18 protein-coding genes and 1 pseudogene are annotated in these 21,339 nt (G+C 63.1%); 15 read left to right on the top strand and 4 right to left on the bottom strand.

Annotated features, from left to right (window positions below):
- Both LPA37_RS19975 and LPA37_RS19970 read right to left on the bottom strand, forming a co-directional pair.
- Positions 1-187 (bottom strand): annotated as a pseudogene (locus LPA37_RS19975) (glutamine--fructose-6-phosphate transaminase (isomerizing)); the annotation flags it as partial.
- Positions 188-333: 146 nt separating this feature from the next.
- On the bottom strand, positions 334-1,434 hold the full coding sequence (locus LPA37_RS19970) for an MraY family glycosyltransferase (RefSeq protein WP_229013459.1): 1,101 nt from the start codon (positions 1,432-1,434) through the stop codon (positions 334-336).
- A gap of 268 nt (positions 1,435-1,702) precedes the next feature.
- Here LPA37_RS19970 and LPA37_RS19965 point away from each other — a divergent pair, with 268 nt between their 5' ends.
- On the top strand, positions 1,703-3,379 hold the full coding sequence (locus LPA37_RS19965) for a methyl-accepting chemotaxis protein (RefSeq protein WP_229013458.1): 1,677 nt from the start codon (positions 1,703-1,705) through the stop codon (positions 3,377-3,379).
- A gap of 371 nt (positions 3,380-3,750) precedes the next feature.
- Entirely contained in the window at positions 3,751-5,049 is a 1,299-nt protein-coding gene (locus tag LPA37_RS19960; protein ID WP_228973672.1) for a TAXI family TRAP transporter solute-binding subunit, read from the top strand.
- A gap of 33 nt (positions 5,050-5,082) precedes the next feature.
- Here LPA37_RS19960 and LPA37_RS19955 read toward each other — a convergent pair whose 3' ends face one another.
- Complete coding sequence (locus LPA37_RS19955) at positions 5,083-6,039, bottom strand: GlxA family transcriptional regulator (protein WP_229013457.1); 957 nt, start codon at positions 6,037-6,039, stop codon at positions 5,083-5,085.
- Between the two features lie 224 nt (positions 6,040-6,263).
- On the opposite strand from LPA37_RS19955, the gene LPA37_RS19950 reads away from it, so the two are divergent.
- Positions 6,264-6,953 (top strand): HD domain-containing protein, encoded by a 690-nt coding sequence (locus tag LPA37_RS19950; RefSeq protein WP_229013456.1) that lies wholly within the window; start codon positions 6,264-6,266, stop codon positions 6,951-6,953.
- Between the two features lie 72 nt (positions 6,954-7,025).
- Here LPA37_RS19950 and LPA37_RS19945 read toward each other — a convergent pair whose 3' ends face one another.
- On the bottom strand, positions 7,026-7,727 hold the full coding sequence (locus tag LPA37_RS19945; RefSeq protein ID WP_229013454.1) for a response regulator transcription factor: 702 nt from the start codon (positions 7,725-7,727) through the stop codon (positions 7,026-7,028).
- A gap of 619 nt (positions 7,728-8,346) precedes the next feature.
- On the opposite strand from LPA37_RS19945, the gene tssB reads away from it, so the two are divergent.
- From tssB to LPA37_RS19885, 12 genes are all read left to right on the top strand, one after another.
- Positions 8,347-8,907: a type VI secretion system contractile sheath small subunit gene (gene tssB, locus LPA37_RS19940; RefSeq protein WP_229013453.1), complete on the top strand. Its 561-nt coding sequence runs from the start codon at positions 8,347-8,349 to the stop codon at positions 8,905-8,907.
- Between the two features lie 64 nt (positions 8,908-8,971).
- Positions 8,972-10,483 carry a type VI secretion system contractile sheath large subunit gene (gene tssC, locus LPA37_RS19935; RefSeq protein ID WP_229013452.1) on the top strand — a complete coding sequence of 504 codons (1,512 nt, stop codon included), beginning with the start codon at positions 8,972-8,974 and terminating at the stop codon, positions 10,481-10,483.
- A 48-nt stretch (positions 10,484-10,531) separates the two neighbouring features.
- Positions 10,532-11,014 (top strand): Hcp family type VI secretion system effector, encoded by a 483-nt coding sequence (locus LPA37_RS19930; protein WP_229013451.1) that lies wholly within the window; start codon positions 10,532-10,534, stop codon positions 11,012-11,014.
- 53 nt (positions 11,015-11,067) lie between these two features.
- Positions 11,068-11,535, top strand: coding sequence for a type VI secretion system baseplate subunit TssE (gene tssE, locus LPA37_RS19925; RefSeq protein ID WP_228973687.1), 468 nt, complete (start codon positions 11,068-11,070; stop codon positions 11,533-11,535).
- Positions 11,528-13,291 (top strand): type VI secretion system baseplate subunit TssF, encoded by a 1,764-nt coding sequence (tssF, locus tag LPA37_RS19920; protein WP_229013449.1) that lies wholly within the window; start codon positions 11,528-11,530, stop codon positions 13,289-13,291. Before tssE ends, tssF begins: the two co-directional genes overlap by 8 nt.
- The gene (gene tssG, locus LPA37_RS19915; protein ID WP_229013448.1) at positions 13,246-14,322 is read left to right on the top strand and encodes a type VI secretion system baseplate subunit TssG; all 1,077 of its coding nucleotides are present in this window, start codon (positions 13,246-13,248) and stop codon (positions 14,320-14,322) included. The genes tssF and tssG overlap by 46 nt, the downstream gene beginning before the upstream one ends.
- Before the next feature lie 11 nt (positions 14,323-14,333).
- Positions 14,334-17,021 (top strand): type VI secretion system ATPase TssH, encoded by a 2,688-nt coding sequence (tssH, locus tag LPA37_RS19910; RefSeq protein WP_229013447.1) that lies wholly within the window; start codon positions 14,334-14,336, stop codon positions 17,019-17,021.
- A gap of 4 nt (positions 17,022-17,025) precedes the next feature.
- On the top strand, positions 17,026-18,951 hold the full coding sequence (tssI, locus tag LPA37_RS19905) for a type VI secretion system tip protein TssI/VgrG (protein WP_229013446.1): 1,926 nt from the start codon (positions 17,026-17,028) through the stop codon (positions 18,949-18,951).
- 7 nt (positions 18,952-18,958) lie between these two features.
- Positions 18,959-19,666, top strand: a complete 708-nt coding sequence (locus LPA37_RS19900) for a toxin-antitoxin system YwqK family antitoxin (protein ID WP_229013444.1) — start codon at positions 18,959-18,961, stop codon at positions 19,664-19,666.
- A 3-nt stretch (positions 19,667-19,669) separates the two neighbouring features.
- Positions 19,670-20,056: a DUF4280 domain-containing protein gene (locus LPA37_RS19895; RefSeq protein ID WP_228973704.1), complete on the top strand. Its 387-nt coding sequence runs from the start codon at positions 19,670-19,672 to the stop codon at positions 20,054-20,056.
- 14 nt (positions 20,057-20,070) lie between these two features.
- Entirely contained in the window at positions 20,071-20,322 is a 252-nt protein-coding gene (locus LPA37_RS19890) for a hypothetical protein (protein WP_229013443.1), read from the top strand.
- 95 nt (positions 20,323-20,417) lie between these two features.
- Positions 20,418-21,320: a substrate-binding periplasmic protein gene (locus LPA37_RS19885; RefSeq protein ID WP_229013441.1), complete on the top strand. Its 903-nt coding sequence runs from the start codon at positions 20,418-20,420 to the stop codon at positions 21,318-21,320.
- The last annotated feature ends 19 nt before the right edge of the window (positions 21,321-21,339 follow it).

The raw sequence follows: 21,339 nt of genomic DNA, 5'->3' as shown, positions 1-21,339 counted from the left end.
GATGCGTCTCGCGCACCTGCTCGTCGAGATCGGCGACGCGCGCCACGCTGCGCGCGCGATGCGGCTCGCCGCCCGCGAGCACGGCCACGCCGCAGGAATCGTAGCCGCGATATTCGAGGCGCCGCAGTCCTTCGATCAGAACCGGGACGATGTTACGTTGCGCAACCGCGCCGACAATGCCGCACATATAGAACCTTTCCAAATGAATTTGCAGGGGCGCATCCAGAGGTCGCTGCACGTCACGCTCTATTCATCGAACTGGGCAGAGCGCCTCGCGATGAACCTGCTGCATCCGATCATATCGAACGCGACTTGTTACTCGCCAAGGTGGACTCAGCGGTTCCTCTTCCTGACAACCATCCACCGCGGCGACTTAAACCGCACGATGCTCACATAAAGCCAGACATACGTAACAGCAAACACAACAACAAAACAGAACAAATGCACCGTATGCCGCCAGAACAACGTAGCGGGAATCACAGCAATGAGACATAGCAGCCACAAATAAGGCGACGTCAACGAATTCCGCCTGGTCAACTCCCTCGCAGTCCTGACCCCCACAGCCCACCGCATCAACCGCTTATAAACAAGCATATGCAGGTGCACGCCATCGGGAATCCCAGGCGACATCCCGCGAATGAACTTCTTCCGGTAGATCGAAAAACACGTCTCAAAGATCGGATACATGAAGAGCAGCACCGGATACCACGCCGACACATCGCGGTTCCGCATCACCAGCATGATTGAAAGCTCGGCCAGCATGAACCCAATAAAATAAGCCCCACCATCCCCAAGAAAAATCAACCCCGCCGGAAAATTCCAGATAAAGAATCCCATCACCGCGCCCATCATGATGAGCGACGCGGAGAGCACAACGGGATCGGAAACCTGAAACGCGACATACGCCATTGAGGCGAACATCATGAACGCGACCATCGAAGCGAGTCCGTTGAATCCGTCGATGATATTGATCGCATTAGCCAGCGCAGCCACAGCCAGCACGGTGACAGCGCAGGAAATCGCCGCATAGGAAAGCAGGAAGTCGAGCGGCGGCACGCTGATCCGCGTCACGCCGATATCGAGCAGAAAAAACGCCAGCGCAGCAGCGGCCATCGTACAAAGCAGACGCACCAGCGGCGACACCCGCTTGGTAACGTCCTCCACAAGTCCGGAAGCAAACGCCGGCATTCCACACGCCACAAGCCCGAGAATCCCACCGGAAACCGCCGGATACGCATGATGCAACTGCAGCGCGGAAACAATCAGCCCAAGCAAAATTCCTGTCCCGCCAACACGCGGAACGGGTCGTGCGTGGAATTTCTGCACGCCGGCAAGATCGGTGTCGGTGGAGAATTTTTCATGCAGATGGGCGTAGCGCACGATCAACAGCGTGACCAGCAGTGAAACGAGAAAGCCGAGCGCGAAACTGAGCATGAAAGTGACCTGAGCGAAGACCCGGAATTATACAAACGAAACCCACGACAACCCCGAAACCGGGATCGCACGCTGCTCCGCACAGCGACTCGACGAATCCCAAATAATGATTCAAAAGACCGGCAAACGCCGCGAGGAAACTCCGTTTCTCATGGATTTCCCCAATCAATCCCTCACGAAAAGCCGCCGTTAACACACAGATGGCGTGGCATTCGAATCATCCGACAACGCGCCAGCCGTTGACCGACCCCGACGTTCCGGAGAAACAATGCTAAACAACATCACCATCCGCGGTGGACTGACGCTGGTTATCAGCGTTTTCGTCGCTTTCCTGCTGACTGTGATCGGCGTCGGTTATGCCGCGCTCAAGCTCACGAACAATGGGCTCGAGGAAGCCCAGCGCAGTGCGGTCGCGCTGTCGCATCTGAAGGCGAGCTCGGAAAAGCTGTTGCAGGCGCGGCTTGCGCTTGGCAGCTACGAGACGCTCTTTAGCGTCGGCAAGCAGACCGACGGTCTGATCCCGGCCGCCCACAAGGTGCTCGAGGAGTCGACGCGCGACTTCCGCGCCTACGCGAGCGGTCCGTTTTCCAGCGACGAGGAAAAGCAGCAGGCGCACGCCGTCGACGTCGCGCGCAGCGCGCTCGTCGACAAGGCGATTGAACCGGAATTCAAGGCCCTCACCGATTTCGACTTCAACACGTTCCGCACGATCCAGGGCGAAACGGCCAACACGTACTACGCGACCTACGCGAAGGCGATCGACGGGCTCCAGCGCGTGCAGGCCGTCGAGCAGGAGCGCGCAGCCGGCGCCGCCGCGAAGCGCGTCATGCTGGCGACGATCCTGTTCGGCGGCATCGGTGTCATCGCGATTGTGATTGCATTGCTGGCGCGCGTGGGTTTGTCGGTGGCGCTGATCCGCCCGGTCAACCAGACGATCGAGCATTTCCGCAGCATCGCGGCGGGCGATCTGACCATTTCGGTCGCATCGAAGTCGCGTAACGAAATGGGTCAACTGCTGTCGGCGCTCATGCAGATGCGCGACGGACTTGTCGACACGGTTTCGAAGGTGCGCGGCAGCACGCGTTCGATCACGCTCGGTGCGAACGAGATCGCATCGGGCAACGCGGACCTGTCGGCACGCACGGAGCAGCAGGCCGCTGCACTTCAGCAGACGGCGGCGAGCATGGAAGAGCTGTCCGCGACGGTCAAGCAGAACACCGACAACGCGAAGCAGGCGAGCCGTCTCGCGCAGGGTGCGCTTGAAACAGTCACGCGTGGCGGCAACGTCGTCGCGCGCGTGACGGAAACGATGGACGGCATCTCCGATTCGTCGCGCAAGGTCACCGAGATCATCGGCATGATCGAAGGCATCGCGTTCCAGACGAACATCCTCGCACTCAACGCAGCAGTGGAAGCAGCACGTGCGGGCGAGCAGGGTCGTGGTTTCGCGGTCGTCGCTTCGGAAGTGCGCAGCCTCGCGCAGCGCTCGGGCACGGCGGCGAAGGAGATCAAGGAACTGATCGGCGATTCGGCAACGAAGGTGCAGGAAGGCGCATCGCTCGTCGCGGAGGCGCGTCGCACGATGCAGGAAGCGATGGACTCCGTCGGACGCGTGACGGGCATCATGAGCGAGATCGAAGCCGCCGCGCTGGAACAAAGCGACGGCATCGACCAGGTCAACAAGGCCATCACGCAGATCGACGAAGTCACGCAGCACAACGCAGCGCTCGTCGAAGAAGCGGCGGCTGCGGCGAAATCGCTGGAAGGGCAGGCGGACGTGTTGCGCGACGCGGTGTCGGTATTTCGTCTGGATGAGGACGGGCGTGGCACAAGCCACGCGTTCGGCGCTGAGCGTCGAGGCAGGCAGGGTATTGCTGCTTCGTCGGAAGATGATGCTGACAGCGGTATCGCAAACACCGGCATGCGCGGTGCTGTGACCGCCTGAAGCAGTCGGGGTTAGCCGTCTGCGTGGTCGTCAGAAAAAATCTGTTTGGCGTGAGCGCCCGCAGCTAACCCGGGCGCTTCATCACTCACAGTGTGCTCAGAATCGCGCGCTTGCGCATTCGGCATCATAAATCCCGCTTCCCTCTCACTCGCGCCAGGCCGTCTCCAGCGGAACCCCAAAGCGGGCGTAAACGCACGTATAGACAAAGCCCCTGAGCCGGCTGCATTATCCATCTTCGTATCCGGCACGATCAGCAACGCTGCCACACACAAGCCTGTGCCCAGTCCCGCACCGCGCGGGCGCGCCCTGACGAGAGAGACCGAAGCATGGCGAGGCAGAACCCGGCCCTTCACCGAATCCAGAAACGCCCGATGACACCGCGGCGCCGGTGGCTTTTGATCGCTGGCGTGATCCTGTTACTGGCCGCGTCCGGGTGGGGTGTATGGATGCTGATCAAACCTGCTATCCAGCGCACGATCGTCATCACGACGGGCGCGGATGGGGGCATCTATCGCGGCTTCGCGGATCGCTATGCTCCGATCCTCAAACGCGATGGCATCAAGCTCGATATCCGCAGTTCTTCCGGCTCGGTCGAAAATTACCAGCGCCTTAAGGATCCTGACAGCGATTACGAAGTCGGCTTCATCCAGTCGGGCACCAGCAGTCCGAGCGAATCGGACCACCTGCAAACGATCGCCGCCGTCTCCTACGAGCCGATATGGGTGTTCTATCGCGGCGCCACCACCGTCGACAGACTGGCGCAGCTGCGCGGCAAGAGAATCTCCGTAGGCGTTCCCGGCAGTGGCCTGCTTAACGTTTCGTTGGTGCTGCTCTCGTGGAGCGGCATCACACGCGACAACACGGCGCTTCTGGAAATGGATGCGCAGAAAGCATATCAAGGCCTCGAAAACGGCACCCTGGATGCCGCATTCTTCATCGGCAGGCCGGACGCGGCGATGCAGGTCACGCTGCTCAACAGCAATTTGAAGCTGATGAATTTTGCCCAGGCCGACGCGCTGGTGCAAAAGTTTCCGTCGCTTTCCAAGGTGATTTTCCCGCGCGCGTCGACAAGCATCGTCAAAGATCTGCCGCAGACCGATGTCACGTTGCTGGCTGCCACTGCACTGCTTGTCTCCAGGGACACGCTGCACCCCGCGCTCACGTACCTGCTGCTTGATGCGGCCAGAACGGTCCATAGCGGCGAAGATTACTTCACGCCGCTCGGCACGTTCCCCAATCTGAAAACCGAGGAATTTCCGGTCTCCGACGAAAGCACGCGCTACTTCAAATCCGGTCGACCGTTCCTGCAACGCTATCTTCCGTTCTGGCTGGCGAGCTTTATCGAAAGGCGTCTCCTGATCCTCGTTCCTTTTACTGCGTTGTTGCTGGGTCTGCTGCAGGCGTTGCCGCGCATGGCGGAAGCGCGCATCAAACGACGGTTCATCGTCTGGTACCGCGAGATCAAGTCGCTTGAAGATGAAATCTGGAAGAGCTCGAATCCAGGTCCGAAGCAGATCGCGCAATGGCGCGATGAAATCGAAACCATCGATGCGAATGCCAGCCAGATACGGATTCCGTATCGCTATTTCCAGGACGTGTACGCGTTGAAGCAGGCCATTGGCGTCGTACGTGGACGGATTGCGCAGGTGGCTGCGAAGGTCAAGGGATAGCGGCGTACCCGCTTTGCCAAAACGGCATCGCGCTTACTGCGCCCGAAAACTCGCGCGATAGTCCGCAGGCGAAACGCCGATGCGTCGCGCGAAGACGAGCCGCATCCGGTCGGCATTCCCAAAACCACACTCATACGCGATTGTTTTCAAAGGCGCGTCGCTGCTTTCCAGCGCGCGGCGCGCGGCATCCACCCGCGCGCGCTCGACGAACTCATGCGGCGTGATCTCCGCCGATTCCGCGAACGCACGCGCGAAGCTTCGCGTGCTCATCCCCGCGACACGCGCGAGTTCTTCAACCGTCAGCGGATTCGCGATGTGCTCCATCACGTAGTGCTGCACGGTAGCGATGGGCGAACCGTCTACCGGCGCGCTCAGATACGGGCTGAACTGCGACTGTCCACCACGACGCTGCGCGTAGACCACAAGCCGCTTCGCCACCTGAAGCGCGAGCGCCGCGCCGTGATCTTCGGCGATCAGCGCAAGGGCGAGGTCGATGCCCGCGGTCACGCCGGCGGACGTCAGCAGGCGTTCATCGCGGATATAGATCCGGTCGAAGTCGACGCGTGAAAGCGGAAACTGCTGCGCGAGTTGCCGCGCGTTCTGCCAGTGCGTCGTGACGTTCCGGTTATCGAGCAGACCCGCATGACCCAGCGCGAACGCACCCGTGCAAATCGAGCCGTAGCGCTCGCTTTGCGACGCCACTTCGACGAGCCACGCGCAAAGTCGTGCATCGGCGGGTTGCGACGGCAGCAACGGCCCGCCCGCGACGAGCGCCGTGTGATAGCGGTCAGCCGATCCGTCCCACACACGGTCGGCGAAGAGATGCGTGCCGTTCGAAGCGCGGATGTGCGCCTCGCTGGTGCTGACCAGTTCGAGTGCGTAGTGGGAATCGTGCGGCAGAAATGAGTTGGCTTCGGCGAACACATCGGCGGGCCCTGCGACGTCGAGAGCCTGCACGTCCGGAAAAATCGCGATGGCGACGGTGTGCATCAACAGAGACTCCGCAGGTTCGAATTGGGCGCGATCGGGCCGGCTGGCAGAAGATCGCGTCTGACTGGCAGGGTTAGACGGATGGATCGCGTTGCTCGGGAGCGCGCTGGCAGCCAGACTGAATGCCACGGTTACCCGCACCTTTTCGCCGCATTCTAGCAACTCAACTCACGCCGGTGAATCGGGTCGGGTCCGACCGGACCTGTCAATCAACGGAGAATCACATGAGCAACGCAATCGCCGGGATCAGGATCCCCGACAGCAAGATGGCCCGCGACGCAACGCAACTGGTTCGCGATACCGAACCCGATCTGCTCTTCAATCACTCGACGCGTGTCTTTCTGTTCGGCGCGCTCACCGGCGAGCGCAAGCAGCTGAAGTATGACGCGGAGCTGCTCTACATCGGCGCCATGTTCCATGACATGGGGCTCGTGCCGGCATACAGCAGCAAGACCGAACGTTTCGAAGTAGACGGCGCAAACGCGGCCCGCGATTTCCTGAATCAGTACGGCATTCCGGAAGCTGAAGTCGAGATGGTGTGGGACTCGATCGCGCTGCATACGACGCCGGGCATTCCGCAGCACAAGAAGCCGGTTGTCGCGCTGGTGACGGCCGGTGTGGAGATGGATGTACTGGGTCTCGCCTACGATGCGTTTTCCGATGACCAGCGCAACCAGGTGGTCGCCGCGCATCCGCGCGAAACGAACTTCAAGGAAGGCATCATCGACGCGTTCGCGAAAGGCACACGGCACAAGCCGGAAACGACCTTCGGCAACGTCAAGGCCGATGTACTCGCCTTGAAGGAACCGGGCTACAAACGCGTGAATTTTTGCAGCCTGATTCTCGGTTCGTCATGGGTCGACGACGGGCGGCAATGCCTGCATTGCGACGATCCTTCGCACGGGCATAAGTGATTGCACGTGGTCGCGTCGCGGCGTCTGGACATGTCGCGACGTGGCTGAACCGGCATCTGTAATTTGCTGCCGCTAGGGCAACAACCCGCGCGTACGCGCTTCGAGGATGGCTTGCGTGCGCCGCTTGACCGCCAGTTTCCGGAAAATATTCTTAAGGTGGGATTCCACCGTCAAGGTGGAAAGCGACAACAGGCAGGAAATCTCGCGGTTACTGAGCCCTCTGCCGACAAAATCAAGAATCTCCGTTTCCCGCACGCTAAGGCTGTTTTTAGACACGACGGCAGGGTCACACGGCACGGCGGGTGGCTCCGTATCCAGACGCGAGCGGTTGAGCAGGTCGAGAAGCCGCTTCGCGACGAACGGGTCGATGGGCGTCCCGCCACACAACGCGCTGCGGATGTACAGGGCCATCTCCACGTCGTCCCGGCTCTTGAGCACGTAACCCGCCGCGCCCGCACGCAGCATCCCCAGAATTTCCAGTTCATTGCGTTGTTCGGTAATCACGACGACCGGCAGTCCGCGCTGGCGATCGTGCAGGCTGTGGATCAGATCGATACTGGTGCCATCGGGCAATTCCCCTTCGATCAGCGCCAGCACGAACGTATCGTCGACCGGCAGCCCGGCGGTTTCAGCGATGTTATCCGCAAAGAACAGCGCGTCCTGATGCGCGTAGCCGAGGCTCGCGAGGATGGCACGCAGCCTTGTCTGTGTGACGGGATCATGTCCGACGATAAGCAGCCGTCGCAACCGCGACTCGGTGGGATCTGCAATCATGGAGAGGCGTCTGGGCAGGTCTCACTGCTTTTTTTGGGGGTACGACGCAAGGTTGCGCCTCCGGCAGCAGGTTCGACGCCACTATACACAGATACCCCGGAAAGCAAATACCTGAAAACAGGTAGTGCGGGTTTATACGCGCCATTTTTTGTGAAAAATGGTAACCAAATACCTGATATCAGGTATTGCCGGCCATTCCGCGATACGTTTAAAGTCTGCACAGTTCCAGAACTGAAAGAAGAGATGGCAGTGCCATTTTGAAATAATTTTTGAAAATAGTTCCGGTTTTACCCTGATGAACCGTTGCCGCTGACCACGGTAGTTATCGGACAGGGAAAAATCGCGGGGGCGAGTGCAAGCGGTACGCTACCGGCGCTCGACAGTGCGGTCTGTCATCTCGTGACAGGTCCGCGGAACCCTTCGGAAGGGTAGCCGCATTACCTGATATTGCAAATAAACAGCGAGCGCCATTTACCTTCCCGGTTTATGGCCTGCATGCTTTTGTTTGCCTTTTTAATTACGTTTTAATGACGGATTTCTGCGTGCCTGATTGAATACAGGGTATATACGGAGTCCGGCTATTCATCAGACGTTTTAGAGCTTTTTCCGGAGAGTTTTTATGTCGAACAGCCTGCAAAAATGGGTGGGTCGCAACCGGCCGCCGCGCGTTCAGATTACGTACGACGTCGAGGTGGGCGATGCGGTGGAAAAGCGCGAGCTACCGATGGTTGTCGGTCTGCTCGCGGATCTGTCGGGGCAGCCGGCCGAGCCGCTGCCGAAGCTGAAAGAGCGCCGTTTCGTCGAGATCGATCGCGATAACTTCGATGAAATCATGGGCAAGATTCGTCCGCGCCTCGATCTTTCGGTGCCGGACACGATGAAGGGCGAAGGCAATCTCAAGATCGAACTGAACTTCAATCAGTTCGCGGATTTTCATCCCGAGAGCCTGGTCGGTCAGGTACCGCGTCTCGCGAAGCTGCTCGAAGCGCGTCAGCAACTGCGCGATCTGCTCGGCAAGCTCGACGGTAACGACGAGCTGGACTCGATCCTCGAGCGCATCGTCAAGGACGCCGACGAGCTGAAAAAGGTGCAAAGCCAGGCGTATGCCGGCGACGCGTCACAGCCGCAGCAGGCACAGCCGGCACAGCAACCCGTACAGGAAGACGCCGCGTCCGAGTGACCCGGTCTTTCCCCCGCCTTTGCCGCACGCGCAAACGCAAACACATTCCACCAGGGTGATCAGAATGGCAACGAAGCCTGCCGCCAACAGCGCGGCCACCGAAACGACCACGGGTGCGGTCGTCACGACCCACAGCGAACTGAGCCTGCTCGAACGCATTGTCGAGGAAGGCAACATGGCGATCGAGCCGTCGCAGCGCGGCTACGCGAAGCAGCTCATCGGCCAGCTCGCCTCGCAGGTTCTCGACGAAGGCATGCGCACGAGCCCCGACAAGAGTCTCGTTGCGACCATCAACGAACGTGTGGCGGAGATCGACCGTCTCCTGTCGGACCAGTTGAACGCGATCATGCACGATCCGGCTTTCCAGGCGCTCGAAGCGTCGTGGACCGGCCTGCACGACATGGTGCAAGGCACTGAGACGGGCCAGAATCTGAAGCTGCGCCTGCTCAACGTCACGAAGAAGGAACTGCTGAAGGATCTCGAATCGGCGGTGGATCACGACATGAGCGTGCTCTTCAAGAAGGTCTATGAGGAGGAGTACGGCACGTTCGGCGGCTACCCGTATTCGTTGCTGATCGGCGATTACGCGTTCGGTCGTCACCCGCAGGACATCGCGTTGCTCGAACGCATTTCGAAGGTGGCCGCGGCCGCCCACGCGCCGTTCATCGCGTCGGCCGCGCCGAGCCTCTTCGATATCAAGTCGTTTACCGAACTGGGCGTCACGCGCGACCTGTCGAAGGTATTCGAAAGCGCCGAGCTGACAACGTGGCGCAGCTTCCGCGAAGCCGAGGATTCGCGCTATGTGTCGCTGGTGCTGCCGTCGTACGCGGCGCGCCTGCCGTACGGCGCGAACACGAAGCCGGTCGATAACTTCAACTTCGAAGAAGACGTGGACGGCACCGATCACAGCAAGTATCTGTGGGCGAACTCCGCGTATCAGCTCGGCCTGCGCATCACGAACGCGTTCGCGATGTATAGCTGGTCGACGGCGATCCGCGGTGTCGAGGGCGGCGGCAAGGTCGACGACCTCGTGGCACACACGTACCGCACCGATGAAGGCGACGTCGCGCTGAAGTGCCCCACCGAGGTGACGATCACCGATCGCCGCGAAAAGGAACTGAACGATCTGGGCTTCATCGCGATCGTCAATTCGAAGGGTTCCAATACGGCGACGTTCTTCGGCAGCCAGACGGCTAACAAGCCGAAACTCTTCAACAAGGATACGGCCAACGCGAACGCGCAACTGTCGGCGCGTCTGCCGTACGTGCTCGCGGCGTCGCGTTTTGCGCATTACCTGAAGGTGATGATGCGCGACAAGGTGGGCAGCTTCCAGACACGCGGTCAGGTCGAAAACTACCTGAACAACTGGATTGCCGATTACGTGCTGATCAACCCGGCGGCGTCGCAAGCCTCCAAGGCGCGCTTTCCGCTGAGCGAAGCACGCGTGGACGTGACCGAAGTACCGGGCAAGCCGGGTGCGTACCGCGCAACCTGTTTCCTGAAGCCGCACTTCCAGATGGAAGAACTGACGGCCTCGCTTCGGCTCGTCGCCGAACTGCCCGCGGCCGCGGCCTGACGCCCGCCGTTTGCCCCTTACAACCCGAAGCACTGAGGTACGGAATTCATGGATACGATCATTCTTGATATCAAGGACATCAAAGGCAATTCAACCATCAAGGGATATGAGGACAAGATCATCCTGATGAGTTTTTCAGTGGGCATCTCGTTGCCGATCGGTCTTGATGTGGCGAATACGGAGCGGACCATGGGCCGCCCGAATTTCAGCGAGTTCAGTTTCTCCAAGTTCAGCGACCAGTCGACGACCGCGCTGTATTCGGCATGCACGCAAGGCACCAAGCTTGGCGATGCCACGTTGCTGATCGGCCGTAACGAGAACGGCGAGTTCATGCCGCAGATGAAGTACGTGATGAAAAACGCGATGATCTCGAACATCAACTCGTCGGGTGGCGGTGAAATGCAGGACAGCTTCTCGATCCATTTCACCGGCGTCACCGCGGAATACACGCAGCAGAACGTCGATTCGTCGAAGAAGGGCACGGCGTCGTTCGGCTGGGACCTCTCCAAGAACGAAGCGATTTCATCTTAAGACAGCAGTTGCAGCGGGCTGGGCAACGAAAGCGTAGCGGGGAGTTCTGCGTCATGCTGGCAATCATCAACGGTTCACCGATGCCTCTGTTCGAGCGCCTCGTTGCCGGCGACGCTGCGCCTTCGCATGAGCAGTTGCTGGAAGGCGACGCGCTGCGCGAATCCGTTGCCCGCGAACTGGGTCGTCTGCTGGGCACACGTTCGCGCCTGGCGTTCGATGAGTTCGCAACCAGCGACGGCACCGTGATCGACTACGGCGTGCCCGACTTTTCGGCGCGCTCGCTCCAGTCGGGTGCCGATCGCGACGCGATTGCCGGGGCCATCCAGCGTGCGATCACGCTGTTCGAACCGAGGCTTGCGGGCGTGACGGTTCGCTTCGCACCGAAGGCGGTGCAGTCGGGGCGGCCTGTCGTCATCGTTAGTGGTGAGCTGCGCATGGGTACGGGTATCGGCCGCGTGGCGTTCGAACTCTCGGCGGACGGCGAGCCGTCGCCTGATTCGCACGGGACGGACCATGACTGATGCCGCGTCCGACGACATCCTGCATTACTACAAACGCGAACTGTCGTACCTGCGCACGCAGGGCGCCGAGTTCGCGCAGCGTTATCCGAAGGTCGCTTCACGTCTTGCGTTGCATGGCACCGAGTCGCTCGATCCGCACACGGAACGGCTGATCGAGGCAACGGCCTTTCTCGCCGCGCGCGTGCATCGCGATCTGGACCAGACGTTCCCGCAGGTCGCATCGCTGCTGCTCGACAACGTGTGTCCGTCGCTCGTTCAGCCCGTGCCCGCGATGACCGTCGTGCAGTTCGATCTCGACCCCGCCCAGGGCAAGGTGACGGCGGGTTTTCGCGTGCCGCGGCACACGGGTCTGCAGGTGCGCACGGAAAGCGGCGAAGCCTGCCGTTTCCGCACGGCGTGGGACACCACGTTGTGGCCCGTGTCGATCACGCGTGCGCGATTCACGGACGACACGATGCTCGCCCTCACGCTCGAGTGCGAGGAAGGCGTGGATTTTTCCGAACTCGAACTCACCACGTTGCGCATCCATCTGCATGGCGACTGGATGGTGACGATGCCGCTTTACGAGTTGCTGGTGGTGGGCGTGACCGACGTATCGGTGCGTCCGCCGGACGCGGCTGAGCGCACGCTGCCGGCCACGGCCTGGCGCGAGGTGGGCTGCGGCGAGGAAGACAACGTATTGCCGCGCCCAGCGAACGCCCAGCCGGCGTACGGCTTGATGCAGGAATATTTTGCCTTTCCGCGCAAGTTTCACTTCTTCGATCTGACGCTGCCGCGCGGGAGCCTCGGCCGCACGCGTACCTGCGAACTCGTGCTGCATCTGAAGCGTGCGCAGCGCGGCCTCGGCATGCTGAAAGCCGGTCATTTCGCGCTGGGCTGCACACCGGCCATCAACCTCTTTTCGCAAACGACCGAGCCGGTGGTGCTCGATCGCCGGCATTACGAACATCGGCTGGTGGCGGACCAGCGGCGTGAACCGATGACGGAGATTCATTCGATCGACTCGGTGACGCTGTCCGATCCTTCCGCCGACCGCTCGGTTACGGTGCCGCCGTTTTCCGCCGCTGGCGATGTGGCGTCCGAAGACGTGGGCATGTTCTGGTCGGCGCGGCGCGAGCGCAGCATGCGCGCGAACCTGTCGGGCACGGACATGTATCTGAGTCTTGCCGACACCGGCGGCGTGTCCAGCCGCTTCGCCCAGCCGGTGGTCTATGCACAGGTGCTGTGTACGAACCGGCGTCTCGCGGAGCAGGTGCCGGTCGGCGCGCGCGTGAGCGTCGAGCATGTGTCGAACACCGCCCATGTGCGCTGTCTGTACGAACCGACGGTGCAGCGTACGCCGCCGCTTGACGGCGAGTCGCTGTGGCAGCTCGTGTCGCTCCTGACGCTCAATCACGGCGCGCTCGTCAGCGGTGCGACCGGGCGCGCGCAGTTGCAGCAGATGTTGCGCCTCTTCGCGTCCGGCAGCGCCCGCGAGCATGACCAGATTCGCGGGCTGAAGAGCGTGCAGGCGCGCAGCGTCACCGCGTACGTCGGTGGCGACGCATGGCGCGGCTACTGCCGTGGCACGGAGGTCGCCGTCGAATTCGATGCGGACGCGTTTGTCGGTGGCTCGCCGCTGCTGATGGGCGCCGTGCTCGCACGGTTCTTCGCCCTCTATACGACGGTCAATTCATTTGTGCGGCTCGTGGTGCGCCGTGGAGACGAGACATGGAAGCAATGGGAGCCGATGACAGGCTACCAGTCGCTGCTTTGATCGCCACGCTGATTGCGCGCCCTCACAGCTTCGACCTGTTCCAGGCGATCAGTCTGCTCGAACGCGCGGTGCCGGGCGCGGAGCCGCTCGGTCACGGCAACGGCGCGGGCGAAGCGGTGCGTCTCACCGGCTTCGTGACGATGGCGTTCCAGGGCGCGGACGTGCGCTCGGTACGCGCGCGGGGCGCGGAGGATGGCGAGACAAATACGGAAGCACGCGCGTACACGCTGTCGACGCCGGCCTTCACGCTGGCCGGCGCGAATGGCCCGCTGCCGATCGCCTACACCGAGATGCTGCTGGCGAGCCGTGCCGCGCGCGACCATGCAATGGCCGACCTGCTCGACATTTTCAATCACCGGTTTCTGTCGTTCCTGCATCGCGGCCGCAGAAAACATGCGCCGGGACTGCACGGCGACGCGCCGCGAACCAGCGCACCAGGCACGTGTCTCGATGCGCTCGCGAGTCTCGGCTTGCGCAGCGGCGCGCGAGGCCCGCACGGCGCGCAGCTATGGATGCGGCACGCCGGCGTCCTAGGCGGCGCACCGCGTTCGATGGCGGGACTGTTGATGATGCTGTCCGAGCGCCTCGGCTTGACGGCGCGCGGCGTGCAGTTCGCGGGCGCCTGGCGCGCGATGGACGAAGCGGACACCGCATGCCTCGCCGGCCATCGCACGCAGGCGCCGACGCGGCTTGGCGGCATGCACGTACTGGGGCGGCGCACATGGGATCAGGCGGCGGGTATCCAGATCCAGTTCGACGACCTGCCGGCTGAGCGGATTGCCGGCCTCCTGCCCGGCGGCCGCGACCACGAACTCGCAGCCTGGCTCGTGCATGGCTACGTGCAGCAGGATCTCGACGTGCAAATCGTACTGAACGTAAGACGCGGCGCGTCCCGGCTGGACGGCGCGGCGGCAGGCGGCGCCGCGGCAGCGCGGCTCGGCTGGACTTCGTGGCTCGCGGGCGCGCGACAGCCGGCGCCGGTGCGCTTCGCGCTGCGCGCGGCACGTCCCGCAGCCATGCCAACCTCCTGACGGCAAGACACATGGACATCGATATTCGAACCCTGCTGGGCAGGCTCAATCCGGAATGCCGGCGGGCGATGGAGCAGGCCGCGCAACTCTGCGTGCGGCAGACGCATTACAACGTCGACGTCGAGCATCTGCTCCTTCAGTTGCTGGAGTCGAATGCCCCCGATCTGCAGGCGATTCTCGCGCATTTCGATGTCGCGGCGGACACGCTCGTCGTGCAGTTGCAGGCGGCGATCGACCACTTCAAGCGTGGCAACGGCCGCACGCCCGCGCTCTCGCCGAACTTCTCGCAGCTCTTTCAGGAAGCGTGGCTGCTCAGTTCGATGCTGCTTGGCGAACAGCAGGTCCGCTCTGGCACGCTGGTGCTCGCGCTGCTCGAAGTCGAGGCGTTGCGCGGTCTGCTGCTGGAGTCGGTCCCCGCGCTGCTGAAGATCCCGCGCGCGGCGCTGCGCGACGCGCTGCCGATGCTGCTCGCCGGCACCGCGGAAGCCGGTGCGTACGAACCCGCTGCGTCGTCGGGCGCGGCCGCTTCGCCACGCGCGGCATCCGGCATGCCGGCCGCCATGCCGACGGGCGCAAGGAACTCGGCGCTCGAACAGTACACGGTCGACATGACCGCGTTGGCGCGGGAAGGCGCGATCGATCCGATTCAGGGGCGCGACGGCGAAATCCGTCAACTGATCGATGTGCTGCTGCGGCGTCGCCAGAACAATCCGATCCTCACCGGTGAGGCGGGTGTCGGCAAGACGGCGGTGGTCGAAGGCTTCGCGCAGCGCGTGGTCAGCGGCGAGGTGCCGCCGGCGCTCGTCAACGTGTCGGTGCGTTCGCTCGATCTGGCGTTGCTGCAGGCAGGCGCCGGCGTGAAGGGTGAGTTCGAGAACCGGCTGAAGTCGGTGATCGCCGAAGTGGCGGCTTCGCCCACGCCGGTGATCCTCTTCATCGACGAGGCGCACCAGCTGATCGGCGCGGGCGGCAGCGAAGGGCAGGGCGACGCGGCGAACCTGCTGAAGCCGGCGCTCGCGCGTGGTGAGCTGCGCACGATCGCCGCTACCACGTGGGCCGAATACAAGAAGTACATCGAACGCGACCCGGCGCTCGCGCGGCGCTTTCAGGTCGTGAAGGTCGAGGAGCCATCGGAAGCGGTCGCCGTCGACATGCTGCGCGGCGTGGTGCAAAAGCTCGAACATCATCACCATGTCGAGATTCTCGACGACGCGGTGCGCGATGCCGTCAAGCTGTCGCATCGGTACATCAGCGGCCGGCAGTTGCCGGACAAGGCCATCAGCGTGCTCGACACGGCGTGCGCGCGTGTCTCGATCGCGCAGAACGGCGTGCCGGAGGAAATCGAGGCGCTCCAGCGCACGATCGACGGCGCGACGCACCAGTTGCGCATCCTGCGTCACGAAGCGGCGACCGGCATCGATCGCGCCGATGCGATCGCGGCGACTGGCCGTCAGCTTGACGATGCACGTAACCGGCATCTGCGTCTGGCCGAAAAGCTGGTTACCGAAAAGCGCGCGGTCGGCGAAATCATCGCGTGGCGCAGCCGCATCGCGCGCTTTCTCGACGACGCGGACAGCATCGGCGAGGACGAGGACGGCGAGTCGCTCGGCGCGAATCTCGCGCGCCTGGAAAAAGGCCTCGAAGCGGTGCAGAACGACGAGCCGATGGTGCCGGTGTGCGTGAGCTCGGCGGTGGTGGCGAAAGTGATCTCCGACTGGACCGGCATCCCGGTCGGCCGGATGCTCGCCGACGAACTGCACACGGTGCTGTATCTGCAGGAAAAACTCGCGGAACGCGTGGTCGGCCAGGACGAGGCGCTCGACGCGATCGCTCGCCGAATCCGCACGTTTCGCGCGGATCTCGACGATCCGGGCAAGCCGGTCGGCGTGTTCCTGCTGGTGGGACCGAGCGGCGTCGGCAAAACCGAAACCGCCTGCGCACTGGCCGATCTGCTGTACGGCGGCGAGCGCAACATGATTACCGTGAACATGTCGGAGTTCCAGGAGGCGCACAGCGTGTCAGGCCTGAAGGGTGCGCCGCCCGGATACGTCGGCTATGGACGCGGCGGCACGCTGACCGAAGCCGTGCGCCGTCGCCCCTATAGCGTCGTGCTGCTCGACGAGATGGAAAAGGCGCATCCCGATGTGCTGGAACTGTTCTTCCAGGTGTTCGACAAGGGCGTGATGGAAGACGGCGAAGGCGTGCCGATCGATTTCCGCAACACGGTGATCCTGCTCACGTCGAACGCGGCGCAGGACGTCATCACCGAGGCGAGCCAGGGCGGCCGCCGGCCGCCGCCGGCCGAGCTGGTGGAGCGGCTGCGTCCGGCGCTGCTCGCGCGTTTCAGTCCGGCCTTTCTCGGCCGTCTGACGCTCGTGCCTTACTACCACCTGGGCGACGCGCAGATCAGCTCGATCGTCGCGCTCAAGCTGGCGCGGCTCGCTGAGCGCTTCGAGCGCAATCATCATGCACGCCTCACGTGGGACGACGCGCTCGCGCGCGCGATCGCGCAGCGCTGCACCGAAGTCGACAGCGGCGCGCGCAACGTCGATCACATTCTCACGCAGTCGGTGCTGCCAGAACTGGCACGCCAGGTGCTCGAACGCATTTCGACGGAGTCGCCGTTCGGCGGCGTGCATCTGTCGCTCGATGCATTCGGGAATGTCGACTTCCACTTCCTGTCGACGGACGAGGCCTGAGCGGATGTATTCCAGAGCCAGCCAGGCGGGAGGTCTCGCATCGATCAGCACACCGTTCGGCACCGACGTGTTGCTGCTGGACGGCTTCGCCGGGCGGGAAGCGATCTCCGAACTGTTTCGCTTCCAGTTGCGCATGCGCTCGTCGAACATGGCGCTCGACGCGCAAACCATCGTCGGCAAAAAGGTCACGGTGACGTTGCAGCAACCCACCGGGCCGCAACGCTGGTTCAACGGCATCGTCACGCGTTTTGTGAACGCCGGTGCCGATCTGAAATACGGCTACTACACGGCGGAACTCGCGCCTTCGCTGGTGCTGCTGACGCTCGGCCGCAACCGGGCGATCTACCAGAACCTGAGCGCGCTCGCGATCATCGAGCAGATTCTCGGCGCCTTCAGCATTACCTACGAACCGCGCCTGTCGGGCACCTACGCGGTGCGCGAATACTGCGTGCAGTTCGACGAAAGCCCGTTCCTGTTCATCTCGCGGCTGATGGAGGAAGAAGGGATTTTCTACTTCTTCACGTTCGCCGACGGCGTGCACACGATGGTGCTGGCGGACAGTTCGTCGGCGCATCACGCGGGCGCGGCGGACAGCGCGACACTGCACGTCAACACGGGCGCGATGAGCGATGCCACGGTTCAGCCCGTCACCCATCTTGAACTGGCGCAGGGACTGGGCGCGTCCGCGCAGGTGTTCGCCGACTACGACTATCTGACGGCGCAGACTTCGAACGCCGCATTGAACACCGCGGCGGCGGCGACCGCGGGCGAGCAGTACGTCTATCCCGGCAAATACGCCGATGCGGGCGAAGCAACCCGCAAGGCCGGCGTACGCGCGGCCGCGCAGACCGTCGAGCAGCAGACGGGCGCGGGCAGCAGCGTCTGCTACAGCCTCACCGCGGGCACGACGTTCACCCTCGCGGGCCATTCCAACAGCGCGCTGAACGTGATGTACGTGGTGCGCTCGGTGACGCACTCCGCGTCGAACGATGCGTACAGCAACGAATTCGAGGTCTTCCCGCAGGCGGTGCCGTTCCGTGCGCCGCTGGTCACGCCACGACCGGTCGTGGCCGGCACGCACACGGCGACGGTGGTCGGTTCGAGCGGCGAGGAAATCTGGACCGACGCCTACGGCCGCGTGAAGGTGAAGTTTCATTGGGACCGCTCCACCACGGCCGACCAGAACAGTTCGTGCTGGGTGCGGGTGGTGCAGTCGTCGGCCGGACAGGGATGGGGACATCTGTTCCTGCCGCGCGTCGGACATGAAGTCGTCGTGAGTTATGTCGACGGCGATCCGGACCGCCCGCTCGTCACCGGCAGCGTCTACAACCTGCAGTCGACCCTGCCTGTCGCGTTGCCCGGCATGCAGACCCAGAGCGTCATGCGCTCGCGTTCGTCGAAGGATGGCACTGCGGGCAACGAAATGCGGATGGAGGACAAGTCCGGTTCGGAAGAGCTGTATTTCCACGCGCAGAAAGACATGACCGTCGAGATCGAGAACGCGCTTTCGACGACGGTGAAAGCGGGCGCCGAATCGCATGTGCTGCAAAAAGGCGATCGCACCGTCGACGTACAGGCGGGGAAGGAGACGCACAACGTGAAGGGCACCCGCACGCTCGACGTGACGGGCGACGAAACGCACACCAATCACGCAGCGTTTACGCAGAACGTGACGGGTGACTATCAGTTGAAGGTGAGCGGCGACCTGGTGATCGACGTGACTGGTTCGGTCACGATCAAGTCGGGCGCGGCGCTGCTCTGCCAGGCGGGCACATCGCTCGACAACAAGGCAGGCACGACGCTCACGAACAAGGCGGGCGCGACGCTGACCAACGATGCGCCCGAAGTGCAGCAGAAGGCCAGTGCGACGCACACGGTGCAAAGCGGCGGCATCCTCGAGCTGAAAGGCTCGCTCATCAAGCTCAACTAGAACGACGATGAACGCCGCCACTCTTCCCGTCGATTCCGGTTCGCCCGCCAGCGCGACGCGCGTCGTCGATGTACACGACGACGCGGGACACCTCGTTACGCGGATGTCTTTCGCGGGCGACGTGCAGCACGGCGAGATGGTGCGCTACGGCCCCGGTGGCACGGTATTGCTGAACGCGATGTTCGCGCTTGGCGCGCTGTCCGGGCCGTTGCGCGCGTTCGATGCATCCGGCGCGCCGCTTATCGAGGCGCACTACGTGGACGGCAAGCTGCACGGTCTCGTCACTACATGGCAAAAAGGCGCGCTTGCCAGCCGCCAGCATTACGCGCTCGGAGTGCTGAACGGTGAGAGCCTGAGCTATGCGCCTGGCGGCCTCGTTACGTTGTGCGTGAAGTATGTGAAGGGCGTGCCGGACGGCGAGGCGCTCTTCATGCACGACGGTGTGGTGGTGCGTCGCGTGCGGTATCGCCTGGGTGTGCTCGAAGGCGAGTCGCTCGACTACGCCGAAGACGGCGCGCTCTCGCAGGTCTCGCCGTATCGCGCGGATCTGCTGGATGGAACCGTGCGCCGCTACGGGCCGGACGGTCAGGTGATGCAGGAACGCCGCTATGTGCGGGGCAAGCCGCAGGGCGCCTGGCGCGCGATCTCCGCGACCGGAGATGCCGCCGCCGCGCCGCGCCTGACCGAGCGTCTCGAACGCTGGGTGAGGGGATAGGCCATGGGCATCCAGATTACCGCCGGCAGCGGCCTGCAATGCAGCTTTGGGGTGGCGCCCGGCGTGCTGTCGGTGTTGCCGGTGAGCGGCGTGATGGGACAGACACCGCTTGCCTGCGTGATGGATCACGCGCCGATCGTCAACGTCGCGCCGTTCGGCATGTGCAATTGCCCGGGCAACCCGCAGGTGGCCGCCGCGACGGCCGCCGCGCTGGGCGTGCTCACGCCGATGCCGTGCGTGCCGATGACATCCGCGCCGTGGGCACCCGGCTCGCCCACGGTATTGATCGGCGGGCAGCCGGCGTTGCAGAACGCGTCGAAGCTGATGTGCGCATGGGGCGGCGTGATCCAGATCGTCATGCCCGCGCAGGTCGATACCATGGTTCCCTGAGGAAAGACACACGTATGCAATACGCCTTTTCGATGACTTCGCGCATGGTGACGATTGCCGTCACCTGTGCCGTGCTGTTATGCGGACTCCTTTTCCTGCTGGGCGTCGAGATTGGCGTGCGTTACGCGGCGCCCAGCCTGTCCGCGCAACCGGCTGCCGTTGTCTCCGCCACGCCCACTGTAACGCCGGCTGCCGCGCCCGCACCGACGCAACCGGCCGACACGGGCGACATGGCGTCGCTTCCCGCTTCTTCCTCGACTAACTGATACCGGCTGCCTCTATGTCGTTTGCGAAATTCATCTCAGACATTGCTTCACTCTGCCAGCGGCGCGTTGCCGCTGTCGTTCGATCCCACGTCACGATGACGTGCGCGGCATGTACGGCGCTCCTCGTCGCGACGTCCGGCGTGCCCGCGTTCGCCGCCGACGCCGCGCCGGCCGCGCGCGTACCGGCGAGCGCTCCCGCGCCTGCATCCGGGGCCGCACCGGTCGTGACGTCGACGGGTCTCGTCCAGATGCCCGACGGTCGCCTTCTCGCGCCGGAGTTCGCGCGCATCGTCAACCGGGGCGAACTGGTGGTCGCGGTGCTGGGCGTCGACCAGCCGCCGTTCTTCGAAGAGCACAACGGACAGCTCGTCGGTCTCGACATCGATCTGGCGAAAGAACTCGCCCAGAAGCTCAACGTGAAAGTGCGCTTCAACCGCGATGCGATGACGTTCGACGGCGTGGTCAGCCTGCTCGCGAAAGGGCAGGCCGATATCGCGGTCAGCAAGCTGTCGCGCACCTTGCCGCGCACCGAAATCATCAGCTTCAGCGAGCCCTATCTGCGCCTGAATCGCGCGCTGCTGCTCAACCGCGTGAAGTTCGCGCAGCTCGCGCACGGGCGTGAGGTGCCCGAAGTGATCCGCACCTATGACGGCACGCTCGGCGTGGTGGCGAAGTCGTCGTATGCCGAGTACGCGCTGAGTAACTTCCCGCACGCGAAGCTGATGAGCTACCCGACGTGGGACGGCGTGCTCAAGGCGCTGAACGACGGCGAGATCACCGCCGCGTTTCGCGACGAGTTCGAGGTCAAGCGCGTGCTGAAAGCCGATCCGACTGCGTCGCTGCGTCTGCGCGTGGTGACGCTGAAAGACCTCGAGGACACGCTGGCCGTCGCCGTCAATATTTCCGAGCCCGCGCTGCTCGCGTTCGTCAACCAGTTCCTCGCGGATCGTGCGAAGCGGCTCGACGTCGCTGCCGTTCTGCAGGCACCCAGTTACTGATTTACTGATCTCGCCAACC

Source organism: Paraburkholderia gardini (assembly GCF_907164545.1).
Lineage (GTDB): Bacteria > Pseudomonadota > Gammaproteobacteria > Burkholderiales > Burkholderiaceae > Paraburkholderia > Paraburkholderia gardini.
Note: the sequence above shows the minus strand (reverse complement) of the source record. Positions and strands in the feature narration are given on the sequence as shown.